Here is a 24,187-nt window from a genome sequence, read left to right as displayed (position 1 = left end):
GGGCTATGGGCTCCGGGTTAAAGGAGCAAGGACGAGAATAGGGCGGCGACCCGGGAATGAGCGGATGACGTAGTCCTGGGCTGCGATAGCGGGACACTGAAGCACCATTCTCGACTTGGTGGCCGACGCCACGCAGACACAAACCTCGCCTCCCCGGCGCTGAATGAGGCGGAATGGAAACGATAACGACCGGGCATTTCTAATGGTTCGCGTGCCTGCTTACTGTTCATCCAACGGGGCTGACCTGTGACGGTTGAATGAAGTGCTACAGCGCAGGGCGGCGCAATCGTCCTGATCACCGTCGGGTGATGCACTCTCCGCACCGTAAGGACCCGCTCAACTAAACAAATCCAACAACTAGGAGACAGCGATGTCGCTTCGCTTCATCACCAAATCCATTCATGCTTACTTGATCGACTATCCGGTCGCTATCGTCTTGATCGCAGCGCCTTTCGTGCTGGATCTCGGCCAGAACAACCCGGTCGCAACGTGGCTTTCGGTCGTTGTCGGTGCGACCGCGCTGCTCTTGGCCGCCCTGACTGACCATCCCACCGGGCTCGTCCGCATCATTCCCTACTGGCTTCACCTTTGGGTCGATCGCGCCGTCGGCGTGTTGTTTATCATCGCTCCGTTTGCGTTCAAGTTCGTCGGGCTCGATGCCTGGTACTACTGGGTCCTCGCCGCCGCCGTTCTGCTCACGACGACAGTCTTGAATGCGCCTGAGGAACAGCTCGCTACGGGCTCGACATTGGGCAGGCGCGCGGCGGGTTAAAAGCGACAACAGCGCGTCACCTGCTCTGTCTCAGCGTACGCCATCGCGCGGTGTGGTGAAGCGACAATAACGATCGTCTATCAACTCCATGGCGAGAGGTGATTTCCCTCGCCGGTCGAGAAGGATCACCCTCCAAGAGCAAGGTGTAATCAATCTCCGAACCAGGTGCCGCGATAGAGCGGCTCCCGGGGCGAGATTGAACTAAAAATGGCGCGAAAGAGAAAGATACGGATGTCCCAGGAGAGGTACGACATCGTCGTTGTTGGCGCGGGTGCGGCCGGTTGCGTCGTCGCGAGTTATCTCGCCGAACACACCGATGCATCGATTGCGCTGATCGAAGCGGGCGACTTGGATCGCGATCCGTTCATCCACATCCCCGCCGGCTTCGCCAATATATTGGTCCACGACCGGCATGTCTGGAAGTATGAGACGGTTCCCCAGCATGGCAAGAAAAGGGCATATCGTTCGGGCAAGGTGCTCGGCGGCGGCTCCTCGATCAACGCGATGTGCTACGTCCGTGGTCAGATACGCGACTTCGCCGCGTGGCAGGATGCGGTCGGCGACACTGGCAAATGGTCGTATGAAGACCTGCTTCCCGTCTTCATTGCGCAGGAACGCAACGACACCTTCCATGATGAATATCACGGCATCAACGGCGGTCTGGCGGTCCAGTTGCCCAAGGGCATCAACGAGCTGAATCAACATTGTCTCAAGGCGTTCCAGGAATATGGGCTGCCCTACAATCCCGACTATAACGGCGAGAGCCAGATCGGCGTCTCGCCGGTGCAGTCGACGGTCGGAAATCAACGCCGGTGTAGCGCGGTCGACGCTTATCTGCGTCCGTATCTCGCCTCGGGCCGCGTCACACTTCTCACCGGCAAGACCGTCGTTCGGATTCTCGTCGACGACAAGCGGGCTGTCGGGATCGAACTGAAGGATAACGGCCTCGAGAGGGTCATGGCCGGCGAGGTCGTTCTGTCGGCCGGGGCCGTTCATAGCCCCAAAATTCTCATGCACTCAGGCATTGGACCGGCCGAGCAGCTGCGGCAGCACGGCATCACGGTGGTTGTCGATTCTCCGGGAGTTGGCGAAAATCTCCACGACCACCCGATGGTCCCGGTTCGCGCCTATGTGAAGGGAGATCTCGGCTATCAGGCCGCCGCTCAGGGACTCGGCACAATTAAGGCCGGCCTGCGGTATCTCGTCACCAAGGACGGCCCCGCGTCGGGCAACGGCATTGAGACGGTTACTCACTGGAGCCCGTCAGACTTCGCCGCCGACCCCACGATCCAATGCTACCACGCTCCTATCATTTTGAACGAGCAACTCGGTCCGACAGGCAACCGCTCGGGCGTCACCTTCGAGCTCGTGGTGCTTCAGCCCAAGAGCCGCGGCTGGGTGCGGCTGGCCGACAGCGACCCGACGTCGATGCCCCTCATCAATCCAAACTTCGTCGGCGAGGCGGAAGACTTGAAGGCCGCGGTGGAATCAGTGCGGGCGATCCGCGAGGTTATGGCCCAGGAGTCTTTGGCGTCGGTGATCGAGGAAGAGATGGATCCCGGTCCGCATATCCAGTCGGACGCGGAGATCGGCGAATGGGTGAAGCGCGTCGTAACGACGATGTGGCACCCGGTCGGAACGTGCCGGATGGGACAGGATGAGCGAGCGGTGGTCGACGCCAGGCTCAGGGTCCGCGGGGTCGACAGCCTTCGGGTGATCGACGCCTCGATCATGCCGAACATCACCAGCGGCAATACCAACGCGCCAACCCAGGCGCTCGCACGCCATGCGACGGCGATGCTGGTCGAGGATCTGAAGCGCACCTGAGAAGCTCCGGCAAGGCTATCGAACAGCGAAACTGCGCCTGGCTCCGAACTCCGAAGACGACCGGAGGGTCTGCAGACGATGTTGAATCGATCAGGCGATGGTTTCTATCGGGCGCTTGTGCCCTTCGATTCCTTCGATGACGTAATGCAGCGAGATCTGTACCGCCCGCTGCCGGAAGACTGGATCATCGCCGTTACAGATGTCAGCCATTCGACCAAAGCGATTGAACAAGGACGGTACCGAGATGTGAATACGGCCGGCGCGGCGGTTCTTGCCGCCATCAGCAATGCACTACCAGACCTACATCTTCCGTCCACTTTCGGAGGCGACGGCGCGAGCATCGCAGCGCCCGGCGCCCGTTCGTCCGTTGTCAAGGATACCCTGGGAAGAACTGCCGCTTGGGCTGAAGACGTGTTGGATCTCACATTGCGCGTTGCGGTCATTCCGGTCGCAGACATTCGCGCTCAGCACTTGGACGTCCTGGTCGCCCGCTTCGCGCCCTCTTCGAATGTCAGCTACGCGATGTTCGCCGGCGGGGGACTTGCCTGGGCCGAGCGCGAACTCAAGGAAGGCAGATACATCGTTCCACGCGCGCCTTTCGGAGTTTCAGCCGACCTCACAGGTCTCTCGTGCCGATTTGCCCCGATCGATACCAAGAACGGCATCATTCTGTCTCTTATCGTCATTTCGCGCGATGATCCGGCTTTCTTCGCGGAAACTATACAGGAGCTCCTGCAAACGCTTCGTTCCAACGATCTCGACCTGCGTCCGCTGCCCGCCGAAGGTCCGCTTCCCGCAATGACGGGCGACTATCTTGATCATGCTATCAAGGAAAGCAGGCGGAAGATGCCCTTTGCGACCTGGGTCGCGGAGTCCCGGCGCGCCGTTCTGGCTTGGGTAGGCGCCCGGTCGGGGCCTCCGATTGAAGGCTTTGATGAAGCGCGGTTCCGACGTGAGCTTGTGGAGAATACAGATTACCGAAAATTCGATGACGGCCTGCGCATGACGGTGGATTGCTCATCCGAGCTCGCCAATGCGATAGGCGCGCGCCTGGAGGAGGCCCAGCGACGAGGCGCCTGCTTTTTCGGGACGCACCGACAGAAGGCTGCGAATCTGACGTGCTATGTGCCATCACCCACGAGAGCCGATCACGTGCACTTCGTTGATGGTGCTTCCGGGGGATATGCCTTCGCCGCGGCCAACTTGAAGCGTAATGTCGCCAGTTTCTCAGAGGATTCGTGACTTGGCCGCTCACGTCAACCATCAGAGCTTCGGGCAATTGCGCTTCGGTTGCCATTGCAGAGCGCACAGCGGCGGCCATCGTTGTTTGGAGATTGGGTGACCAGCCCGCACGCGCTAAACAGGTCGTTTCAGACATCCTGCCGGGCATTGCGCTCGCCGGCTGTCCGCCGATAGTCGCTCGGATCTCGCTTGTACGCCTTTCGAAAAGCCCGCACAAAACTTGAACGGCTTTCGTACCCCGCATTAAGAGCAACGACGTCGATCGGCATCGTCGTCGTCGTCAAATCGACTGCGGCCTGGCGCATCCTCAAGTCCCGCAAGATGGCCATCGGCGATTGTCCAAAGATAGCCGAAAAGCGAGCCATGAATGCCGAGCGGCTCAATCCCGCACTGTGCGCCAAGCTTTGAACTGAATGGGCTGCTCCCGGCCGCGCCACCATATCCGCAAAAGCACGGGTCACCTGCCTGTCGGCAAGTATCGAGAATCGCTCGGTCCACCGCTGGGAAGACCTCAGGGACCGCCGCACCAAAGAGACGACGATCTGCTTGAGAAGAGACGCTGTCATGGCTCCCACGCCGACCTCTTGCTGCAGCAGCTCGTCCATAGCCTCGCGAAGCTTCAGGTCGATTTTGTCAGCCGGCTCGAATTGCTCGATCACTGGTTCGCGGAGTTCTCCGAACAGCCTCACCGACTGACCAAAGGATGCGTTAAAAAAGCCGCATACCTGGACGATTTCGGGTCGCTCATTCGGCGCTGCGACGCGGAGAATGCCTTCCTGATGGGTCCAGCAGTCTTTCGAAATGAGCTTCGGTGGGCCGCTCCCACCGTCAACCTCGATCATGAAGGGAGTGTTTGGCGGCACGATGATGAGTAAATGAGGGCTCAACGGTATCGCTGGTCCGCTGTTGATCGATATGCGTCCCACGCCACTCAAGTTGTAGTGGATTCCAGGTACGTCAATCGTCCCGAATTTCACTCGGTGACCGTGTGGCACCAGTATCTCGGTCAGCGCGATGACATCGATGTCGAGCGCCTGCATTAGGTTGTCGAGGTCCGTTGTAGACAATTTCACCGTGGACCCCGTGGACAGCAACACGTTCTGCCTGGTGAGTGTGTGCTTTGGAACCGCTTTCGTGTGCATGAGAGTGGCCCTTTATTGCTGGCTACTGGCGCCGATAGTGCTCCTACGCCTGTTCTCCAAGGATCAGTGGGAGCGGCGCCATTCTCGCTCCTACCACTGCTCGGCCTTCCTCCAGTGCCCGATGGCGCAATCATGATCAGAGTACCGGAGTATGGAAGTGAAACGTTTGCAGATCAATCCTGAACCGCCTTCAGGTCGAGATGCTGACGACGAGTCTTCGACGCCACCATCGAAAAGCGCGGCACGCGATGAACGCGCCAAGAAAGCTGTCACGCGGGATGAAGGGCAAGGACCTAGGATGACGACTTCAGCGAATCCGTATCGATCGGCAGGCTGCGTGCACGCTTGCCGGTCGCGGCGAAGATCGCATTGGTCACTGCAGCACTCACGATGGCTGTCGGAGCTTCACCAATGCCGCCCGGAGCCTCTGCGTTCTTGATCAAGTGCGTCTCCACCACCGGGACCTCGTCGATACGCATCGGCAGATAGCTGTCGAAATTGCTCTGCTCGACCCGTCCATCCTTGAAAGTGATTGATCCATGGAGAGCGGCGGTCAGGCCGAAAAGCGTGCCGCCTTGAATCTGTGCTTCGATTGTATCCGGATTGACGTACGTGCCGCAATCAATCGCACAGACGATGCGCCTGACTTTGACAGAGCCATCGACGCCGACGCTGACCTCGGCGACTTGCGATGTGTAACTTCCGTATGCGAACTGTACCGAAATTCCGCGGCCATGCCGCGTCGGAAGGGGGGATCCCCATCCCGCTTTTTCCGCTGCAAGCGACAGAACAGCGAGCGCTCGCGGATTGTGGCCAAGTAATCTCTTGCGATAGGCGAGGGGGTCTTGCTTCGCGGCATGAGCGAGCTCATCGATGAAGCTTTCGACCACAAAAACGTTGTGAGTCGGTCCGACGCCGCGCCACCAGGACGTCCGGACACCAGGGGGCTCGACCCGGACGAAGTCGACGTGGATATTGGGCAGTGCATAGGGTGGCTCGGCCGCCGCTTCCACGGCATCGGGGTCCAATCCGTCCTTGAAATAAGGGGGATAATAGCGCGCCATGACCGAGGAGCCGGCGATCCGATGCGTCCAGGCGACCGGCTGGCCAGTCGTATCAAGTCCTGCCGACAGCCGATCAAAATAGTAGGGCCGATACATGTCGTGCTGGATGTCTTCCTCGCGGCTCCAGATTACCTTCACCGGGCCGTCGACGTGCTTGGCGATCTTGACGGCGAGAATCGTGCCATCGGCTTCCAGCCTCCGACCGAAGCCGCCTCCAATCAGATGATTGTGGACTTTGACCGCATCCTTTGGCAGGCCGGTGAGTTCGGCCACTTGGGACTGCGTGATCGTAGGCGCTTGCGTACCGACCCAAATGTCGCAACGATCCTTCCGCAGATGAACAGTACAGTTCATCGGCTCCATCGTCGCGTGGGCCAGGAAAGGCACCTGATAGACGGCGTCAACCCGTTGCGCAGCGTCCGCAAGCGCCTTTCGGGCATCGCCGACGTGACGGGCAACAGCGCCCGGCTTCTTCGATTCTTCCTCCAGTTGCAGTACGATATCGGCACTGCTGATCTTGCTGTTCGGGCCATCGTCCCACCTGATGGCGGCGGCCTCGAGACCCTTCTTCGCCGCCCCCATGTGATCCGCCACCACGGCGACGGCTTCACCGATATTGACGAACTGCCGGACATTCTTCACCGCCAGTGCGGCCTTCTCGTTCACCGCCTTCACCTTGCCACCGAGCACAGGCGAAATAGCAACCGCTGCGACCTTCAAGCCCGGCAGTCGCGTATCGATACCGTAGAGCGCGCGTCCGTCGACCTTTATCGGAGAATCCACGCGCTTGGCGCGAGTACCGATCAGCGTGAAATCCTTCGGATCCTTCAATTTGACGTTAGCCGCCGGCGGCACAGGCAATTTCGCCGCAGCTTCCGCAAGCTCGCCATAGCTCAGAAGCTTCGAACCCGAAGCATCGGACACGACGCCGTTGCTGGCGCGGCAAGTCGCCGGATCGACATTCCACCGCTTGGCGGCCGCCGCAAGCAGCAAATTACGACCCACCGCGCCCGCCTGGCGAAGCGGTATCCAGAAGGCGCGGATGGAGGCAGAACCACCCGTATTCTGAATGCCTATGATCGAATTGACGTAAAGCGCATGATTTGGCGGTGCATGCTGTACCTGAATCTGGTCAAGCCTCACTTCCAGTTCTTCAGCGAGAAGCATCGAGAGCGACGTGTAAACTCCTTGTCCCATCTCGACCATGGGCATGATCAGGGTCACGGCGCCGGTCGGATTGATTCGGATGAATCCGTTCGGCGCGAAGGTACCGGTGACCTCGCTTTCGACCAACTGCGACGCGGACGCCGCGAACACCGGCTCCGCGCCGGCACCGCTCAACGCAAAACCGAGCATCAAACCTGCGCCCCGTACAAACGCGCGCCGCGAAATCGCCATTTCGTCTTCGGCGCGGTCCTTCAGAATCGGCATATCCATGAGCTCAAACTCCCGCTGCTTGCTTGATAGCCGCACGGATGCGCTGATAGGTGCCGCAACGGCAGACATTCCCCGACATCGCCGCGTCGATATCCGTGTCGCTCGGCTTCGGAGTATTTTTGAGCAATGCCGCCGCCGACATGATCTGGCCGGACTGGCAGTAGCCGCATTGCACGACCTCCAGATCCAACCAGGCCTTTTGCAACGCGGCTCCTTGCGACGTGCGGCCGATCGCCTCGATGGTGATGACCGCACTGTTGCCGATGCTATCGATCGACGTTTGGCAGGATCGGACCGGTTGACCATCGACATGCACGGTGCAGGCGCCGCACAACGCCTGGCCGCAACCGAACTTGGTCCCGGTCATGCCGAGCACGTCGCGCAGTACCCATAACAAAGGGATATCGCCGTCGACATCGACCTCATGAAGTGAGCCGTTGATCTTCAGTGTGAAAGCCATGAATGCCTCTTGAGCGCGCTGGGAGTGAGCAGTGAGCCAATCAACATCACTCATGAATCCGCGAAAATGGTGCGGATTGATCGCAATACGAGGCGAAGCTTTCCAATAGCCAGTATGTATGGTGTCTATAGCAATGAGGAATGCAGCCGCGACGCTCCGGCACGAGCGCTGCAGCGTTCCACATTACTTGCGAACGATGTACTTTAACTGCTGGATAGCGTCGTCTTGCGCTTCCGAAGGTCCAGCGTCGCCGAGCCGGTCGCGAAACTTAGGATTTCCGCGGATTTTAACGGCGCGGTTGCGGCGGGCGCTTCATAGTTAAAAGCTCAGTCACATCATGCCGGTCATCGGCCGATGAGATCGCTACCGTTAGGAACTTCCCGTCTGGGTATGTTTTGGCTTCATCATAAAGCTTGATCAACCGCGAGCGCCACAGATAGCGCCGCTCTTCAAATTGTTCTCGTTCCGCTCTCCCCAAGACCACCACGGCCGAAAACCGCTTATACTCGGGCAGGAAGGTGCAGAACGCCTTTGTTTTCTTGTAGCGCAGCGACCAACCCCGTTTCTTGCCACCATAGAGCCATTCCGGCGCGAAAATGCCGGGGTAGAACTTCTCGATCCAGTTCTGGAGGTGGGTCCAATGCTTGAACGCACCCGGTCCGATCCAATCGCGGACAACGCTGTCATCGGGCGAGGCTGATTTGTCGGTGATCCTGTCGCCGACCTGGGGGGACTGTTCCATAACTTTCCTTTCGCTGCGACGGCTCTTCCTTGAGCTTCTGCGAGAGTTGCGTTGCCAAGTTCCTGAGGATTGAACTTATGTTGCGCGCGAAATGTCTTCCGTCTCGGAATCGGAAGTTCTGTCGCGGGCCTCTCTCCGGCAATGGCGCATAGGCGAGTTGCCCGTCAACGCTGGAATCTTGCGCGCGGATTTGCGGACACGTATTCGGGACTTCTTGTCGCTTCCTTCAGGACAGGACTGCGCTTGTTGACAAGCGATTGTGGTCCGTCCGGTAGGTCGTTCTTCGTTGGGGTGGGGCGCGTCCGCTGGTCGCGGACCGGGCTCTCGTGAACGGTGCCGCTTCGCGTCGCGGCCATGCGGCTGCGATCCCTCGCGCAAGTAAGAGACAGATTATAATGAGTCGCTCGCCGGAGGCACTCGCCCGCGGGCCCCGCCGTCATTGCATGCCGGCGTCGCTATCGCTGTCCCGCGCTCGGGTGCCTTGTTAACCGGTCTCACGACTGCAGTCGCCTCGGTGCCCGCGGGCATTGCATGCCCGCGTCGCTATCACTGCCCTGTCGTCGGCTGCTCTTTTGATGCTGGCACTTCTGCCATGTCGTCACGACTGCAGGGTTGCGCATTTTTCTCATGGTTGGATCTCAGGGGCGCTGCCCCTCGCGCGCGCCAGGGTGAAGCGCCGGCTTGCCGGCGCCGACCCGAGCGGTCTCCCCGGTCTTCCGCGCTGATTTCATTCTGCCGACTTTGGACGACAAGAAGCACGCGCTTGTGCAGACCCGCTTCTTGCGAAGCGGCCCTTATCGGGCGGGCGATCCCCCTCCGCTCGGGTCGCCCTGGCCCTTGCTAACCCCGGTCTCGCCGACGGGCAGGGCTGCAGGCGCGGAGTGCGCCTTGCACCCATGGAAGGCAAAAGGAAGTTTGATCATGTCGGCCAAGTCAGTTGAAATCATCCCCGTGAGCGGGACCGAGGTTCTCATTCCGCTCAACAAGCTCAAGAAGTCACCGAACAATGCGCGCAAGACGCCGCACAGTGAGGCGATGGTCGAGGCCTATGCGGCGAGCATCGCCGCGAAAGGCATCCTGCAAAATCTAGTGGTCGAGCCGGAGCTGGATGGCGAGGGAGCGGCTACCGGGTGCTATCTGGTGACCATCGGCGAGGGCAGGCGGCTGGCCCAGTTGTTGCGGGTCAAGCGGAAGGAGATCAAGAAGACCGAGCCGATCCGCTGCATCGTCGATACCGCGAACGACCCCCACGAAATCAGCCTGGACGAGAACGTCACCCGGGAAAGCATGCATCCCGCTGACCAGTTCGAGGCGTTCAGGAAGCAGGCGGACGAGCGCGGGCTCGGCGCTGAGGAGATCGCCGCGCGGTTCGGCGTCACGCCAAATGTGGTGCGGCAACGGCTCAGGCTGGGCGCGGTTTCCCCGAAATTGATCCAGCTCTATCGCGATGGCGATCTTGCGCTTGAGCAGGTGATGGCCTTTGCCATCACCGACGATCAAGCACGGCAGGAGGCTGTTTATGAGCGTCTCACCTATGACCGGGATGCCTCTACCATCCGCCGTCTGCTCACCGAAACCCATGTCGCGGCCACCGATCGCCGTGCGCGTTTTGTCGGCCTCGAGGCCTATACGGAAGCGGGCGGTACCGTCCTGCGCGACCTCTTCACTGAGGATCGCGGCGGCTATCTGGAGGATGTCTCGCTGCTCGATCTCTTGGTGACGGCAAGGCTTGGCCGCGAGGCGGATAGCTTGCGGGCGGCCGAGGGATGGCGGTGGACGGAAGCTCATCTCGACTTCCCGCATGCCCACGGCATGCGCCGGGTCTACCCGCATCCGGTAGAGCTTTCGGCGGAAGATCAGGCCGCCCTTCAGGCGGTCCAGAGCGAGTTCGACCGGCTGACCGAGCAGCACCAGACGGCCGAGGAACTGTCCGATGAGGTGGACGCGCGGTTCGGTGAACTGGAGACCGAAATCGACCGGCTGGAATCAAAACGGCAGGCCTACGATCCCGATGACATCGTGCGCGGCGGCGCTTTCGTAATCCTCAATCACGACGGTGCAGTGCGGATCGAACGGGGTTTTATTCGCCCCGAGGACGAGAAAGCCCATGCTGAGACCGGGCAGGACAGCAGTGCCCAGGCGCTGGAAGAGGAGGGCGTCGGAGGTGACGAAGCCAAGCGCGATGGTGAAGAAGGGGAGGAAGAAAACGAGGAAGAAGAGGAGGTGCCGAGGCTGTCTGACACGCTCGTCCGCGATCTCACCGCGCACCGAACGCTGGGGCTGCGGCTCAATTTGAGTGAGCAGCCGGAGGTCGCTATCGTGGCGGTCACTCATGCGCTCGCCGCCCAAATCTTCTATTTCGGGGCCAACGCGCATGTGGTCGGCATCCAGCCGGTGAAGACGGATTTGGCCGTGCATGCGGTCGGAATCGAGGACACCGCGGCTGGCAAGTCTTGGTCGGACCGGCACACCAATTGGGCACGGCAGATGCCCAAGGACGTCGCCGGACTGTGGTATTTTGTGGCCGAGCTCGACCACGACAGCCGCATGTCCCTGTTCGCGCACTGCACGGCGTTGACGGTCAATGCGGTCAAACTGCCGTTTGACCGGAGGCCTTGCGCCCTCTCGGCAGCGGACCGTTTGGCCGAGGCCGTGGGCCTCGACATGACCTCCTATTGGTGTCCAACCGTGCGCAGTTATCTCGGCCGAGTCACCAAGGCGGGCATTCTGGAAGCGGTCAGGGAAGGCGTCAGCGAAGAGGCGGCAGAGCGCCTGTCGTCGCTGAAAAAGGCCGACATGGCGCAAGCTGCCGAACAGCTGTTGGCGGCAACCGGTTGGCTGCCGATGTTGCTGCGGACGGCCGCGCCGCAGGGCCAAAGCGAGGTGAAGGGCAGCGAACTTCGCTCGCAGGCTGCGGAGTAAGATGCGCGCCGGGGCCGCGTGGCGGCTCCGGCAGGCTCCAAAATTTTCGGCCGCGCACCTGACGGCGCGCGGCCGGTTCAATCAATGCACAGCGGCGACTGCTCACGTTGGACCCTCCCCAAATCCGGGCCACGATCCGTCCGAGTCACGCTGTTTGCAGCGGCCGATGCGGCTGTGCCGCGCCTTCTTTTTGCGGGGACGAGGCAATCGGGCTGGAAGCTTTGGTCGTGCCCAGAACCTCGTGCGAGAGCGCAAAGCGGGCGGATCATCCTGGCGGCGACGTCGGTTTCTCGCGCGCAAATGCGGTTGGTTCGGGTTCGTTTGGTCGGGCGTCGTCCCTGCCATTGATGCGTAGACGCTGGCTCTTCTTTGGATCGATCGCGCCGTTGTCCGATGCCGCGGTGGGGCGCCGGCAGCCATGGTCATCGCCATCAGTTCGGGTATGGGCGCGCGTCCAACGCACCCTCGATTGGGCTGATCAGGCCCGAGGCACGGCAAGCGCCTCGATCGCCTTCCCGCAACACCTCAAGCCTGCTTTTTTCCTCTGCCGCGAAGTGGCGGCATTCCTCGCGGACGACAAAAAAGCAGGCTTTCGCCGTCCTCCGCTGGCGCTGCGGGCCTTGTGGCTGCGGGCCGATCGCTTCCCGGGCAAGGGATCGCCATCGAGGCTGCGATGGGCGCGGCCCGGGCAAAACAGACGGAGATCACCATGGCGACCATCGGCACTTTCACCGCTTCCGACAACGGCTACAGCGGCTCGATCAAGACGCTGACGCTCAACATCAAGGCCAAGTTCACAGCATCCGAGAAGGACAACGACAAGGCTCCCGACTACCGAATCTTCGCTGGTGCGACCGAGTTCGGAGCCGCCTGGAAGAAGACCGTTCGCGACAGCGATCGCGAATATCTCTCGGTCAAGCTCGACGATCCGAGCTTCCCGGCTCCGATCTACGCCTCGCTGGTCAAGATCGAAGGCGACGAGGGCTTCACCCTGATCTGGTCGCGCCGCAGCGGCGATTGATCGCCGCGGTTTCAAAGGCCCCGCCTCTTCGGAGGCGGGGCTTTTTGCGTTGCTTGCGCCGCTTTGGGAGGGAGTCGAAGGGGATTCTCGGATCGAAAAGGGGGCCTCGCCGCCTGAGAAAAAGCGATCGATGGATGGATTTTGGTGCAGTATTCAGGGCCGAGCGATCAGATTTTCGCGTCGGATCTGGCTCGGATTTTCGATCGTCGGAGGTGCTCTTTCGTGTGTCTCACGGGCAGCAATGACCCGCATTCGGAGCTCGAATTGCTCTCCATTTTGCCGCGCGAAAGGCCTCGATTTCCTGTCGCAAAGACTGAGCGCGGATGAATCGACCTGGCAATTTGAGCAAAGTCAGACTAACCAAGTCTGAGGGCAGAGCAGGGTAGGGAGTATCGCAAGATAAAAGCACTGTCGCCGAAGGGCGGCCAAGTCGTTGTCTGCACATCCAAAGGTTAGCGCCATTGACAAACCTCGTGTCGCCATAACGTACCCAAGCGTTTCAAACTCCTACAAGAACTCGTCTGATGCTCCGTTCGGATTTGTCGCGCGGAAAATTCTGGAATCTCGCTGGGACTAGCGCGGACAAGCTCTCGGGATAGACCCTCATAGGGGTAGGTTATCCGCACGCCGCGGCCGCCCCTCAGGTCATCCTTCAGTCAAGCTGTTCGTTCCCACGCCGGTCCTCTACGCCAACTGTCGACACGGTTGGCCTTTTACCGAAAGGCGCGGAACGCCTCTACACAGGACCGTTGCGCCTGAGCTGAGGGATGCCGAGGGCGATCGCAAACGCGTCGAGAGACAAACCACGTAATCGCTCCGGCAGATATTCCTCCCAGAGCCGCAGCGCGAACTCGATGTTGGCATCATTTGCCGCGTCGTAGCCGCACATGGTGTCGACGGACCGGGAGCTTGGACGAGCTCGATACGCCGTGAGATTCACGTGAAGCAGCGGATCGGTCCCGCTTAGTTGGGCGAGATACGTCTCGATAGCCTTCACGGCCTCGGCAGGAGGCGCACCCGCATCGCGGCCGCGATGCAACCGGACATACAGCGGCTCCCCGGGTGCGCCGTCCCCTCCAAACTCGAACGCGATCTTCGCAGTGGACAGCCGCTTGATGGCTGTGGCGTCGTCGCTACAACGCAATGAGACGATACGCCCAATACCGCTGAGACAACTCTCGACATAGCGCTTTGCAGCCATTCGATGGTTTAGCCCCGCGACCCCCTGGGCGTCGATTCCTGCCCTCGCTTCGTCGACCAGCATGGTCCTCGAGGTCAGCGGAACTATCTCCACGTCCACCTCACCTACTCGGATCACCGCGCTGGGGATCGCCGCCGGCCAGGAATCCTTATCCGCTGTTCCGGGGGACAGCTCGGCAAGCTTCGCTTCGATGTTCTCGCTCTGCTGGTACCAATGCGCAGCGCGTTCGAACAACGTCTCGGCCGGCAATTCTGTGAACACGACGCGACGGGCTATCTGGTACGCCTCGGTCAATGGAGAAAGGGTCCCGACGTACGCACCACCGTCGGTCGAGCGCACCAGAAGCGGGAAAACGACTTGCTGTCCGAACGCAGTGCACGCATGGCTGACTGCGATCATTCCTGAGCCCAACAAAGGCGATCCGGGCGGCCGCGCCGCGTGCAAGACACGCTCAACCCATTCGGCCCACTGTCCGTCGCAGTTGTCAGCAACGACAATACTTTACGGCAATTTATCTAGCCGACCATCATTTCAAGCCGATCCATTTCGTCGACTTCGCAGTGAGGCACCGAGGCAAGGACGGTTGCAATGCGTCCGGCGCGCCGTTGGTCGAACAGTTTAGCGGTTCGGAAACGTAAGCGCTTCGTCACGGAGCAGTTCGATGAAGGCAGTCATGGCGCTGGAGAGATAGGTGTCGTGTCTGCGGACAAATGCGGTCTGTACATTTGCATCTTCTGGCGGGAGCTGGTGTACCTTTACAAGGCCATCACGCTTGACGCGGTTTATGATGCCTATCGGCAGAAGCGACAGCCCGACGCCCGCTTCGATGCAGCCAAGGATGGCCTCGAGCGAGCTGAATTCAAGCGTCGCAACCGTCGATACTCCCCGTGCGGCTAACAGCATCTCCAGCTTTTCCCTGTACACGCATCCTTGCCGAAACACGATTGCTCGGACATTCGGTATCGAGACAAGTTCATCGACGGAATGGATCGATGCCGACGTCACCAAAACAAGCTCTTCATGAAACATTGACGCATGATTTAGCACGATGCTTTCGACGGCACCGGTTACAAGTGCCCCATCGATCCGTCCGTCGATGACATCAGAAACGAGGGCGCGAGTGGTTCCAGTTTTCAGAGAGATCTGTACCGTTGGATACGATCGGGCAAACCCGGCGAGAACGTGCGGCAACCGAAGAGCCGCGATGGTTTCGAGTGTCCCGATTTCCAGGCGCCCGCTAGGCGGTCCGTCGTCACGAGCTGCCGCCCTGGCGTCCGATAGTAGCTTCTTAAGTCGCAGCGGGAAGGGAAGCATTCTTCGGCCGGCAGGGGTGAGTTCGACGCCGCGCGCGCTGCGTTGAAAGAGCTGTGTCTTCAGCTCAAATTCGAGATTGCGGATCTTGGCCGTGACGTTGCTTTGCACCGTATTCAGCTCTGCGGCCGCGCGGTTCATGCTGCCCAGGCGGGCGACCGCCTCAAACGCTCTCAGATCGCTTACATCCATGTTTGTGTACCATCAAGGTCGCTAACGTCACGAGACTCCGAGATCAATCGTCGTCCTCATCGGGCGATGAGGAGCCAACCTCCTTGCAGCAAGTACCAAGTCGCCACGGCCGTAATCAGGCGTCCGGCCCAGAGCCGAAACTGAGTATCGCTCAGCGACTCCAGGACGCGTCGGGCGAAGGTCGTTCCAAGGACGGACGCTATGACAGCATAAGCGAGCAGCATGGGGTCCAGTCCCGAAACGCCCGCCGCGAGGCCGCCGAAATAGGCTAGCTTGAATCCGTGTGCCAAGACCTGAGCCGTCGCTTTGGTGGCAACGATGCCGCGGCGATCGTTGGTCTTGGACCCAAGGAAGAACGTATCGAGCAACGGGCCGGTTACGCCCGTGAGCAGCATCAGGGACATGCAGATCAAGCCGTAGGCGAGCCCGTGCGAAGGCCGCTCCGGATCCGGTTGTAATTTCATTGGCAGCGCTCTCGCCAGGAATGGCGTCACGCCGAGACAAAGCAGGGCGACCGGTTTCTCGGGTACGAAGAAGATGGCAGACCAGGCGAGCAGCGCGACGACGCATCCGGCGGCGTAATAGCCGAGTTGACGCCACACGATGTGGCGACGCCAAAGGAAGGCCCTCCACCCATTCGAGGCCATCTGTGTCACGGCATGCAGGGCCATGGCGGCCGGAACGGGCATTATGGCGAGCAGGACGCCTATCAGGATGAGACCACCTGCCATCCCGAAGATGCCTGAGAGGAAAGCCGTCGCGGTCATCAAGATCGCTAGGCCTAAAGCTGCTAGGGCTGTCATAGCCCGTTGTGGCTCAGGCGCGTGACCGAGCGCAAACAGAGATAGTTAGGGGGTGCCTTAGAAAAGTTGGCCCTGATCGAGGGAGAATGCCCGGAAATAATGAAAAACTTGCGCGATTCTGGCCGTGCAATTATCTTTTGCAATCGGTCAGACCGAGCTGGCTTAGGGCTAAACGGCCGTGGGATTGCGCGGGCGTCGCACTAAGCCTCATCTGCCGAGGTTTCGTCCTTGTAGAATTCTCGCACCCGGCCCGGTACGTATGTCTCGTTCCTTTCTGCCCCTGAACGCCTTGCGCGCGTTTGAAGCGTCTGCGAGGCACGTCAGCTTTACCGCGGCAGCTACCGAGCTTGGCGTCTCCCAAGCGGCTGTCAGCCGGTTCGTGCGCATCCTGGAGGAGAATCTCGGCGTCAAACTGTTCGACCGTCAGCGCAACAGACTTGAACTTACCGAAGTAGGCGCGGCGTTGGCCCCCGAGCTAGGAGCCTCGTTCGCCCGCATCGAACAACTGATGCTTGAAACGAAGAAGCGCGGGCAGAAGACCAACGTCCTGACGGTTGGCATTGGACCGACCCTGGCAGCGAGATGGCTGATTCCGAGACTTGGCCGGTTTGCATCATCCCATCCTCATATCGAAATCCGAATAGCGACCGGCGGAGCCGTCGCGCCGTTCAACGAAGAGTGGACCTGTGCCGTGCGGCTTGGACAGGATCCATGGCCGGGGTTCATCGCTGATCGGCTGTTCAGCATGGACCTCGTGCTGGTGTGTTCCCCAGATGTTGCGCGACGGCTCCGCCGGCCGGCCGATCTGGCAAACATTTCCCTGCTTCGTGTCCGTCACGCGCCAAATGATTGGTCGCGCTGGTGGCTCGCTGCGTCGTTGCCGACCGAGACGTTCGCGAAGCTGACGCCCGGTCCGGTCTTCGATTACTATGGTTTGGCAGTTCAAGCCGCAACGGACGGTCTTGGCGCCGTACTGGCGATGAGCGCATATGTCGAGGCGGAGCTCGCTGCAGGCCGCCTGATCGCCCCGTTCCCGCTGTCGATACCGAAGATCGAGGCCTGGTATTTGATCCGTCGTCCGACCAGGGAACATGATCCCAGCTTGCAGCTTTTCAGGAACTGGCTGCGGGAGGAGAGCGCGATGCAGGAAGCGTCGGATGAGCAGGCGAGAAGGTCCAAGCTGGGTGCCCCGTCGGCCGGCTAGACCTTGCTTGCAGCGGGCTATCCTTTGAACGCTGTCGCTTCGTAGGCCGGCACCTCGCTCGAAAAGTTCTCCTGCCATCGATCCAGCTTCGGCCGGCCTTTACGCCACTTTCCATCGAACCGAAGATCGAGAAAGCCAAGTCCGGTCGCGAGGGCAATCGCTCCGATATGCGGCGTGCCCCGCCACGCGAACGGCGTTGCTTCGATGGCATCGAGAGCACGCACGACCTTGCCATTCTGGTGCTCGAGCCAATCTTCGCTAAGCTTTTCCGGCTTTCTCCAGCGCCGCTCGTAGACCTCCAACAGAGCTGCGTCGGTCAGACCGGAAGCCAACGCATGCATACGCAAAACTTCGATACGTTCCGGGCCGCGCGGGATGATAGCGTCGGCGCCGACGAGCTCGTTCAGATACTCGAGAATGACCAGGGAATCGTACAAGGTTCGGCCGTCCTCCAGCAGGAGTGTCGGTACTTTGCCGAGCGGATTCTCCAATCTTATCTCGTCGGCCGGGTCGTAGGTATCCGCCAGACTGACTTCGATTCGGTGATCGAGCTCCAGAACGGAGATGGCTATCCGGACTTTGCGGGCAAATGGCGAAGTCGCGGAGATACGCAAGGTCATCATTCGCGGGCCTTCCGAAGGAGACGTTGGTGAGGGGCAGTGCTGTTCGCGGCGGATTACGCGAGAACAGGGCCCTTGGCCAATCTGAAGCGCAGATAGCGGCATCGGAAAAAACCATTACCCGAGACATCGCGCCGTAGCTGTAAGTTACCGCTAACGCGCTGCGCTGCGGATGGACCATGCCATGGTCTGCGGTCGATGCAGATTGCTCGGCCTGAGCCGCTCCGTCGAGAAAGAAGCAGGACACTGCCGAGCAGCGTGACGCCAACAAATAGCAGGCCAAACGGGGGCGAGTATGTCGACCGCAGTTTCCGAGAGCACCATCAAGAAAGTGTCGATGCGGCTCATGCCCATACTCTTTGTCGGGTACGTCTTGGCATATATCGATCGGATCAATGTAGGCTTCGCGGCCCTTAAGATGAACGACGACGCCGGCATTTCGCCCTACATCTTCGGCCTGGGGGCGGGCGTCTTCTTCCTGAGTTACTTCGTTTTTGAGATACCCAGCAATCTCGCCCTTGCGCGATTTGGCGCCAGAAAATGGATCTCCCGGATCATGATTTCGTGGGGTCTGATTTCCGCGGCGATGGCGCTCGTGCAGGGGCCGACGAGCTTCATCGTCATCCGGTTTCTGCTCGGAGCCGCCGAGGCCGGCTTTTTCCCAGGCGTGATCCTGTATCTCACCTACTGGTTTCCGCAGGCATATCGGGCACGCATCGTGGCAGCCTTCATCGTCGCGGTGCCTGTTTCGCTGGCTGTCGGCGGTCCGATCTCAACGGCGATCCTTGGCATTCATGGATTTGCCGGGCTGAAGGGATGGCAATGGTTGTTTCTTCTGGAAGGCATCCCAACGGTTATCTTCGGCTTCTTCTTCCTTGCCGTCATGCCCGACAAGCCTCGGGACGCCAAATGGTTGACCCTGGACGAGCGGAACGCCCTGCAAAAAGCGATCGCTGACGACGATCGCGCAGTTGCAGAGGCCCACGGTTTGACGACTATCCAGGCGTTGTCGGACCGGCGGCTGCTGGCTCTCGCCTTCATCTGGTTTGCCAACACGACTGCAAATTTGGGACTAGCGTTCTTCCTGCCGCAAATCCTAAAGGGTCTGGGCTTGACCGACATGCAGACGGGTATCACCACGTCAATTCCTTACATCTTTGGTACGCTTGGCATTATCGCGTTCGGCTATGTATCGGACAAGTACAATGAAAGACGATGGACGCTGTTTGTCGCGCTTGCCGTAACGGCCGTCGGCCTGCTCGCGGCCGGTCTTCTCCACGGATCGCTCATCGCGGTCGCGTTCATGGCGGTTGCTGCGATCGGCATCTATGGAGCCAAGCCGCCGTTCTGGCCGCTCCCGTCAACTTTCCTGACAGGGCGGGCCGCAGCTGGCGGCATAGCGCTCATCAACGCAATCGGAAACCTGGGTGGCTTCGTTGGACCGTATGTCATCGGTTGGATCAAGGAATCATCGCACAGCTTCGAGGCAGGCATTTACTTTCTGGCTGCTCTTTCGATCCTCGGAGCGGCGATCACGCCGATCGTCGTGAATGCGCGCTTCGTGGGCGCACCACGGGCCGGTCCGACCCTGAAGAAAGCATAGGCGGAGCTTCCGCAGAAAAGGCTGCGATCGCGACCCGGGAGGGCGGAGGCTCCACAACTCCATCAACCCTGTCTGGAACGTGGTGGTGGTCCAAACGTCGCCGCTTTGAAAAGGATTCGTGATGAGCATCAAAATCGCGCGCATTGAGGCATTTCTCTTCCGAGCCGACGTTAAGGAGCCGGTTAAGACGTCGTTCGGCAGCATTCCGCGCCGCAGCGTCTTGTTGTTGCGCGTCGAAGACAAGGACGGCGCTCACGGCTGGGGGGAGATCTGGTGCAACTTCCCGCCATTTAGTGCGGACAACAAGATGCGGCTGCTCGAAACCATAATCTGTCCGGCGGCTTTGTCTGGAAGTTACCACGATCCGTCTGATGCATGGCACGTACTGTCCGTTCGTACGCATCGTTGGGCATTACAGGGCGCTGAACCCGGGCCATTTGCCGCGTGTCTCGGTGGACTGGATCTAGCGTTGTGGGATCTGGTCGCGCGCCGTGAGAAGAAAACGCTGAGATCAATGTTGTGCGGCCGGCAAACGGCGGAGTCGATCGCAGCCTATGCGAGCGGCCTCAATCCCGACACAGCGCAGGAGACCGTCTCTCGCTGCCGTGAGACAGGCTTTCGCGCCTTCAAGGTCAAGGTGGCATTCGGCACAGCGGTCGATGAAAGGGTTGTGTCGGGCCTTGCTCGCAATCTTCGTGACGGTGAACAGCTCATGGTCGATGCGAACCAGGGATGGGATTTGGCTGAAGCACGTCGATCAGTGCCCCTGCTGGGTGAATACGGACTGGGTTGGATCGAGGAGCCCATCGCCGCGGACCGGCCGTCGTCTGAATGGGCCGAGCTTGCGCTCCTGTCGCCAGTGCCGCTCGCGGGTGGCGAGAACGTCATGGGCTACGATGCCTTCGCGAGCTTGATCGAAAGAGGCCATCACGGAGTGGTGCAACCCGATATGCTCAAATGGGGCGGCGTCACCGGGGCGTACGCGGTCGGCCGACGGGCTGTGAAGATGGGGCGGTCCTACTGTCCCCATTGGCTTGGGAGCGGGGTAGGACTACTGGCCGCGGCTCAAGTGCTGGCGGCGGTAGGCGGACCTGGCATGCTGGAGCATGACGTCATGGAAAACCCGCTGCGTGAAGCTCTCAGCCAGCCGTTTCCGCGAGTCAAAGACGGATTATTCCCTTTGCCGGATGAGCCTGGACTTGGAATCGAGCCCGACCTCAAAGCGAGCGCCGGTTGGCTGCTGAATCGGGCCGAGTATCGGTCGTCGAACTAGATGTGCTTTTTCAATAGTGAGCGGAGGTACGACATGATGTCGAAGAGCATTCGAACGACGTTGGCGATCATCCTTGCCGCTGGATCGGCAGCCTCCGGCGCGCGGGCTGCTCAAGTCGACGCAGATCGGCCATTGATCATCTCAAAGCAGGGAAGCTTCTTCGTTGGCGGGCACGATGTGCAGAGCGATGCTTTGTCGACCATCCCCAACTTCGCCTCGAGCGGCACGATCAGCGTGGACCAGGTCTATGTGCGTTACCAAACGCCCGTCCGTCCTGCGCGCTATTCGATCACGCTTATTCATGGCTGCTGCCTGTCGGGCAAGAGCTGGGAGACCACTCCAGACGGCCGGATGGGATGGGATGAATATTTTCTGAGGCAGAATTTTACCGTGTACGTGATCGATCAGGCTTGGCGCGGCCGATCGGCAGCGAACCCGGCTGCTGTCAACGCAGTGAAAGCCGGCAAAGCCGGGGCAGACACGTTGCCTGCATTCATCTCGGCGGGACACGAATCTGCCTGGACCATTTTCCGCTTTGGCCCGGAGTATCCAAAAGTATTCCCCGGGATGCAGTTTCCGCTCGAAGCACAGGGAGAATTCTGGAAACAGATGGTGCCCGACTGGGGATATTCAATGAAGCCACCGGTGCCGACGGTGCCGGCACTTTCCGAACTTGCTCAAAAGGTGGGGAATACTGTCCTGATCAGCCATTCGCAATCGGGCATTTATCCGTTCCAGACGGCAATGATCAGCAGCAAGGGAATTGCCGCGATCATCTCTCTGGAGCCTGGCGCTTGTCCGGCGGCCGACTATGATATGAGTGCGTTGAAGAATATTCCGGTTCTCGTACTGTTCGGAGACTTCGTCGACAAGTCGGAAGCGTGGACGAACCGCTTCAAGGGCTGCCAAGAATTTGTCAGGTCCGCAAAGGCCGCAGGCGTCACTGCAGAGCTCGTGTCACTTCCGGATGTCGGCTTTCACGGCAACTCTCACATGATAATGCAGGACAGGAATAGCCTAGCGGTCGCGGGCTGGCTGGGGGAGTGGCTGAGTCATCATGTCCGTCAACCTAGCAGCCGACAATAAAGAAGCACATTCGTTGATTTCTGCTTCTGGCCCTCAGCCGATGCTTGCTCAGAATGCCGCTATGTCCGCTGTCGGGAGGAAAAGCCGACCAAGGTCGAGCCGAGGCGTCGTGGTCGGCTTGTGGACCCAGGCTGTGTGAAAACGCTCTGTTTGAAGTGATTCGCGCGATAAGATTCCCGGCGATTTCGCGGGGCCTCTGATGAAGCGCTTTTTCGAAGGGTTGGATCGCGGGCAGAGCACACTGTTTCAGGCATCGCTCGATGACTATGTGGCCGAGGATACAATGTGCAGATTGCCGTTGATACGCAGCATCATCTCATTGTGGCTCACGATGTGATCAACGTGGGCAGCCACCGTCACCAACTTTCTAACATGGCCGGGCAGGTTCGTGCCGAGATGGCTGTCGAGACGCTCGAGGTTGTTGCGGATCGTAGCTACTACGACGGCGAAAAACTTCGCGCCTGTGAGCAGGCTGGCGTCACGGTCACATTGCCGAAACCGCTGACCTCAGGGGCGAAAGCCGCCGGCCGTTTTGGCAAGCAGGACTTCGTCTATGTTGCGGCCGAGGATGTCTATCGCTGCCCTGCTGGAGAACGGCTCACCTACCGCTTTGCCGGCCAAGAGGATGGTAAGATGCTGCGCCGTTATTGGACGACGGCTTGCCAAGGCTGCGCGCTCAAAGCTCAGAGCACGACCGGCCCCGAGCGGCGCATCACGCGCTGGGAGCACGAGGCCGTGCTGGAGAAGGTTCGGCGGCGGCTCGACCAACCCAACAAGATGACCTTACGCCGTCAAACGGCCGAGCATCCGTTCGGGACCATAAAGGCCTGGATGGGTGCGACGCACTTCCTGATGCAAAGACGAAACAAGGTTGCGACCGAGATGGCGCTGAATGTACTCGCCTACAATATGAAACGTGTCATAGCGATTTTGGGTTGCCGAACACTGCTGGAGGCGATGCAGACGTAAGGGATATTTGTGCGCCAGATCGGCGACCTTCAGGTTCAGAAGCCTCGCGCCGCCATCGGACCGCCCAAATCGAGCCGATGCCGGACTCCCGACCTGCCCAAAAGAGGTTCTCACACAGCCTGGGCCCATAGCGGACATTGCTGTGCGAGTCGAACGCTCCTTTGGCGGTGCTAGCGGACAGGGCCGAAGGCGCAGTTGGCTCGTCTCTAGGCCGCGACCCGGCCCATCCGGTCATTCTCCAGAGCGCCGAGTGTCGCCTATGCTGCCGACGGATGAGTAATAAAGCTGTACGCTCTGGTGGACGCGATGAGCGCGGCGGCGCCCAAGAACACCGAGATCGGATACCAAAAGGTGGGATGGACGATGACGAACGGTATCAAACCGACGGCGAGGGCTGGCGGCATATGGACCTTGAACATCCGTAAAATAGCAATCGAGCAAAGCATGGTAACCGTCACGCCCAAAAATTCCGCGTGAAAGCTCGTGCTCAAGAGTAAGCCGACGGACGCGGTCAGGAAACATACGAGAGGAAACAATACCGGCCGCGACATCCAGCCGGGAAGGTCCGGGTGACCGAATAATTCATAGGCTACGACGATCAGCGGAGGGAATAACAGGAAGTGCAATCTCGTTGCTTGAGCCACCGCTCCCAGAGCGAAGACGAAGGCCGTCAGTGCGAAGATCCAGAACCGATTTCTCGGCGGCGTTTCGGCGGTCTCTATAATCTGGCCCTCTTTGCCCCCCTCAGACAGGTAACGATGGGGATCAAGGCGCCTCCAGAGCGTCAACGCAATAGCGAGTACTGCGAGTCCCGCCAGAATGGCGGCGGGATACCCCCAACTCATCACGCCGAGGGTCATTGGAAGCACACCCGCAGAGATCGCTGCTCCGATGTTCGACCGAAGCAGTTTAATAGCAAATAGGCTCAGGAGGGCAACAACAGTTACAGCGAGGGCGCTGTATTCCCAGTGTCGGGTTATCATCACGCCTAGGATCGCGGTGATCGTAGGGGTAGCAATTAGTCTGATTGGTTGGCTTGCCCATTTTCCGTGGGGGCGCGTGAATACATCATACGCTAAAGCGGCAATCTCAGGAAACAGGATAAGAGATATGCCCGTGGTATCGACCGCAAGCCCAATTCCTCCAACGAATGTAAGCGCAAGAAATTCGGCAAATAATCTCGTCGTGTATTTCACAATCGTCCAATCTTCCGAATTCTTTGGTTGACGAGACGAAAGTAGAAACCCGAAACTCGATTTCTAATGACCATTGGTTATTGAATCGATGCCATCCGCG

General features: G+C 59.8%; 18 protein-coding genes and 1 pseudogene. 10 read left to right on the top strand and 9 right to left on the bottom strand.

The window, feature by feature from the left end:
* Positions 1-370 precede the first annotated feature (370 nt).
* The 3 genes from ACVMDN_RS33675 (at position 371) to ACVMDN_RS33665 (ending at position 3,841) form a co-directional block, all read left to right on the top strand.
* A complete protein-coding gene (locus ACVMDN_RS33675; protein ID WP_057016321.1) occupies positions 371-772 on the top strand; it encodes an SPW repeat domain-containing protein in 402 nt (133 codons plus the stop codon).
* Between the two features lie 207 nt (positions 773-979).
* Positions 980-2,599, top strand: coding sequence for a GMC family oxidoreductase (locus ACVMDN_RS33670; protein WP_307720377.1), 1,620 nt, complete (start codon positions 980-982; stop codon positions 2,597-2,599).
* A 78-nt stretch (positions 2,600-2,677) separates the two neighbouring features.
* Positions 2,678-3,841 carry a DUF3095 domain-containing protein gene (locus tag ACVMDN_RS33665; protein ID WP_076825064.1) on the top strand — a complete coding sequence of 388 codons (1,164 nt, stop codon included), beginning with the start codon at positions 2,678-2,680 and terminating at the stop codon, positions 3,839-3,841.
* A gap of 128 nt (positions 3,842-3,969) precedes the next feature.
* Here the strand turns inward: ACVMDN_RS33665 and ACVMDN_RS33660 are convergent, their stop codons facing one another.
* The 4 genes from ACVMDN_RS33660 to ACVMDN_RS33645 form a co-directional block, all read right to left on the bottom strand.
* Complete coding sequence (locus ACVMDN_RS33660) at positions 3,970-4,881, bottom strand: helix-turn-helix transcriptional regulator (protein WP_244558668.1); 912 nt, start codon at positions 4,879-4,881, stop codon at positions 3,970-3,972.
* Between the two features lie 395 nt (positions 4,882-5,276).
* Positions 5,277-7,484 (bottom strand): xanthine dehydrogenase family protein molybdopterin-binding subunit, encoded by a 2,208-nt coding sequence (locus ACVMDN_RS33655; protein ID WP_076825060.1) that lies wholly within the window; start codon positions 7,482-7,484, stop codon positions 5,277-5,279.
* 4 nt (positions 7,485-7,488) lie between these two features.
* The gene (locus tag ACVMDN_RS33650) at positions 7,489-7,944 is read right to left on the bottom strand and encodes a (2Fe-2S)-binding protein (protein ID WP_057016316.1); all 456 of its coding nucleotides are present in this window, start codon (positions 7,942-7,944) and stop codon (positions 7,489-7,491) included.
* Between the two features lie 286 nt (positions 7,945-8,230).
* A complete protein-coding gene (locus tag ACVMDN_RS33645; protein WP_076825048.1) occupies positions 8,231-8,686 on the bottom strand; it encodes a DUF3788 domain-containing protein in 456 nt (151 codons plus the stop codon).
* Between the two features lie 921 nt (positions 8,687-9,607).
* Here ACVMDN_RS33645 and ACVMDN_RS33640 point away from each other — a divergent pair.
* Both ACVMDN_RS33640 and ACVMDN_RS33635 read left to right on the top strand, forming a co-directional pair.
* The gene (locus tag ACVMDN_RS33640; protein WP_076825045.1) at positions 9,608-11,608 is read left to right on the top strand and encodes a ParB/RepB/Spo0J family partition protein; all 2,001 of its coding nucleotides are present in this window, start codon (positions 9,608-9,610) and stop codon (positions 11,606-11,608) included.
* Between the two features lie 709 nt (positions 11,609-12,317).
* Positions 12,318-12,629, top strand: a complete 312-nt coding sequence (locus ACVMDN_RS33635) for a DUF736 domain-containing protein (protein ID WP_076825106.1) — start codon at positions 12,318-12,320, stop codon at positions 12,627-12,629.
* Between the two features lie 736 nt (positions 12,630-13,365).
* On the opposite strand, the gene ACVMDN_RS33630 is transcribed toward ACVMDN_RS33635, so the two are convergent.
* From ACVMDN_RS33630 to ACVMDN_RS33620, 3 genes are all read right to left on the bottom strand, one after another.
* Complete coding sequence (locus ACVMDN_RS33630; protein WP_076825044.1) at positions 13,366-14,229, bottom strand: hypothetical protein; 864 nt, start codon at positions 14,227-14,229, stop codon at positions 13,366-13,368.
* 219 nt (positions 14,230-14,448) lie between these two features.
* Entirely contained in the window at positions 14,449-15,333 is an 885-nt protein-coding gene (locus ACVMDN_RS33625) for a LysR substrate-binding domain-containing protein (protein ID WP_310885534.1), read from the bottom strand.
* Positions 15,334-15,389: 56 nt separating this feature from the next.
* Positions 15,390-16,136, bottom strand: a complete 747-nt coding sequence (locus ACVMDN_RS33620; protein WP_076827239.1) for a sulfite exporter TauE/SafE family protein — start codon at positions 16,134-16,136, stop codon at positions 15,390-15,392.
* Between the two features lie 259 nt (positions 16,137-16,395).
* On the opposite strand from ACVMDN_RS33620, the gene ACVMDN_RS33615 reads away from it, so the two are divergent.
* The gene (locus ACVMDN_RS33615; protein WP_076827241.1) at positions 16,396-17,340 is read left to right on the top strand and encodes a LysR substrate-binding domain-containing protein; all 945 of its coding nucleotides are present in this window, start codon (positions 16,396-16,398) and stop codon (positions 17,338-17,340) included.
* A gap of 17 nt (positions 17,341-17,357) precedes the next feature.
* On the opposite strand, the gene ACVMDN_RS33610 is transcribed toward ACVMDN_RS33615, so the two are convergent.
* The gene (locus ACVMDN_RS33610; protein WP_076827243.1) at positions 17,358-17,963 is read right to left on the bottom strand and encodes a glutathione S-transferase family protein; all 606 of its coding nucleotides are present in this window, start codon (positions 17,961-17,963) and stop codon (positions 17,358-17,360) included.
* 292 nt (positions 17,964-18,255) lie between these two features.
* Here ACVMDN_RS33610 and ACVMDN_RS33605 point away from each other — a divergent pair, with 292 nt between their 5' ends.
* From ACVMDN_RS33605 to ACVMDN_RS33590, 4 genes and pseudogenes are all read left to right on the top strand, one after another.
* Entirely contained in the window at positions 18,256-19,563 is a 1,308-nt protein-coding gene (locus ACVMDN_RS33605) for an MFS transporter (RefSeq protein ID WP_076827245.1), read from the top strand.
* Between the two features lie 121 nt (positions 19,564-19,684).
* The gene (locus tag ACVMDN_RS33600; protein ID WP_076827247.1) at positions 19,685-20,836 is read left to right on the top strand and encodes a mandelate racemase/muconate lactonizing enzyme family protein; all 1,152 of its coding nucleotides are present in this window, start codon (positions 19,685-19,687) and stop codon (positions 20,834-20,836) included.
* Positions 20,837-20,869: 33 nt separating this feature from the next.
* Complete coding sequence (locus ACVMDN_RS33595; RefSeq protein ID WP_076827288.1) at positions 20,870-21,922, top strand: alpha/beta hydrolase family protein; 1,053 nt, start codon at positions 20,870-20,872, stop codon at positions 21,920-21,922.
* A gap of 276 nt (positions 21,923-22,198) precedes the next feature.
* Positions 22,199-22,891 (top strand): annotated as a pseudogene (locus ACVMDN_RS33590) (transposase); the annotation flags it as partial.
* A gap of 257 nt (positions 22,892-23,148) precedes the next feature.
* On the opposite strand, the gene ACVMDN_RS33585 reads toward ACVMDN_RS33590, so the two are convergent.
* On the bottom strand, positions 23,149-24,087 hold the full coding sequence (locus ACVMDN_RS33585) for an HPP family protein (RefSeq protein ID WP_076827249.1): 939 nt from the start codon (positions 24,085-24,087) through the stop codon (positions 23,149-23,151).
* Positions 24,088-24,187: the final 100 nt, after the last annotated feature.

This window comes from Bradyrhizobium sp. USDA 4510 (genome assembly GCF_054059095.1).
This window is presented reverse-complemented; position numbering and strand designations above follow the sequence as displayed.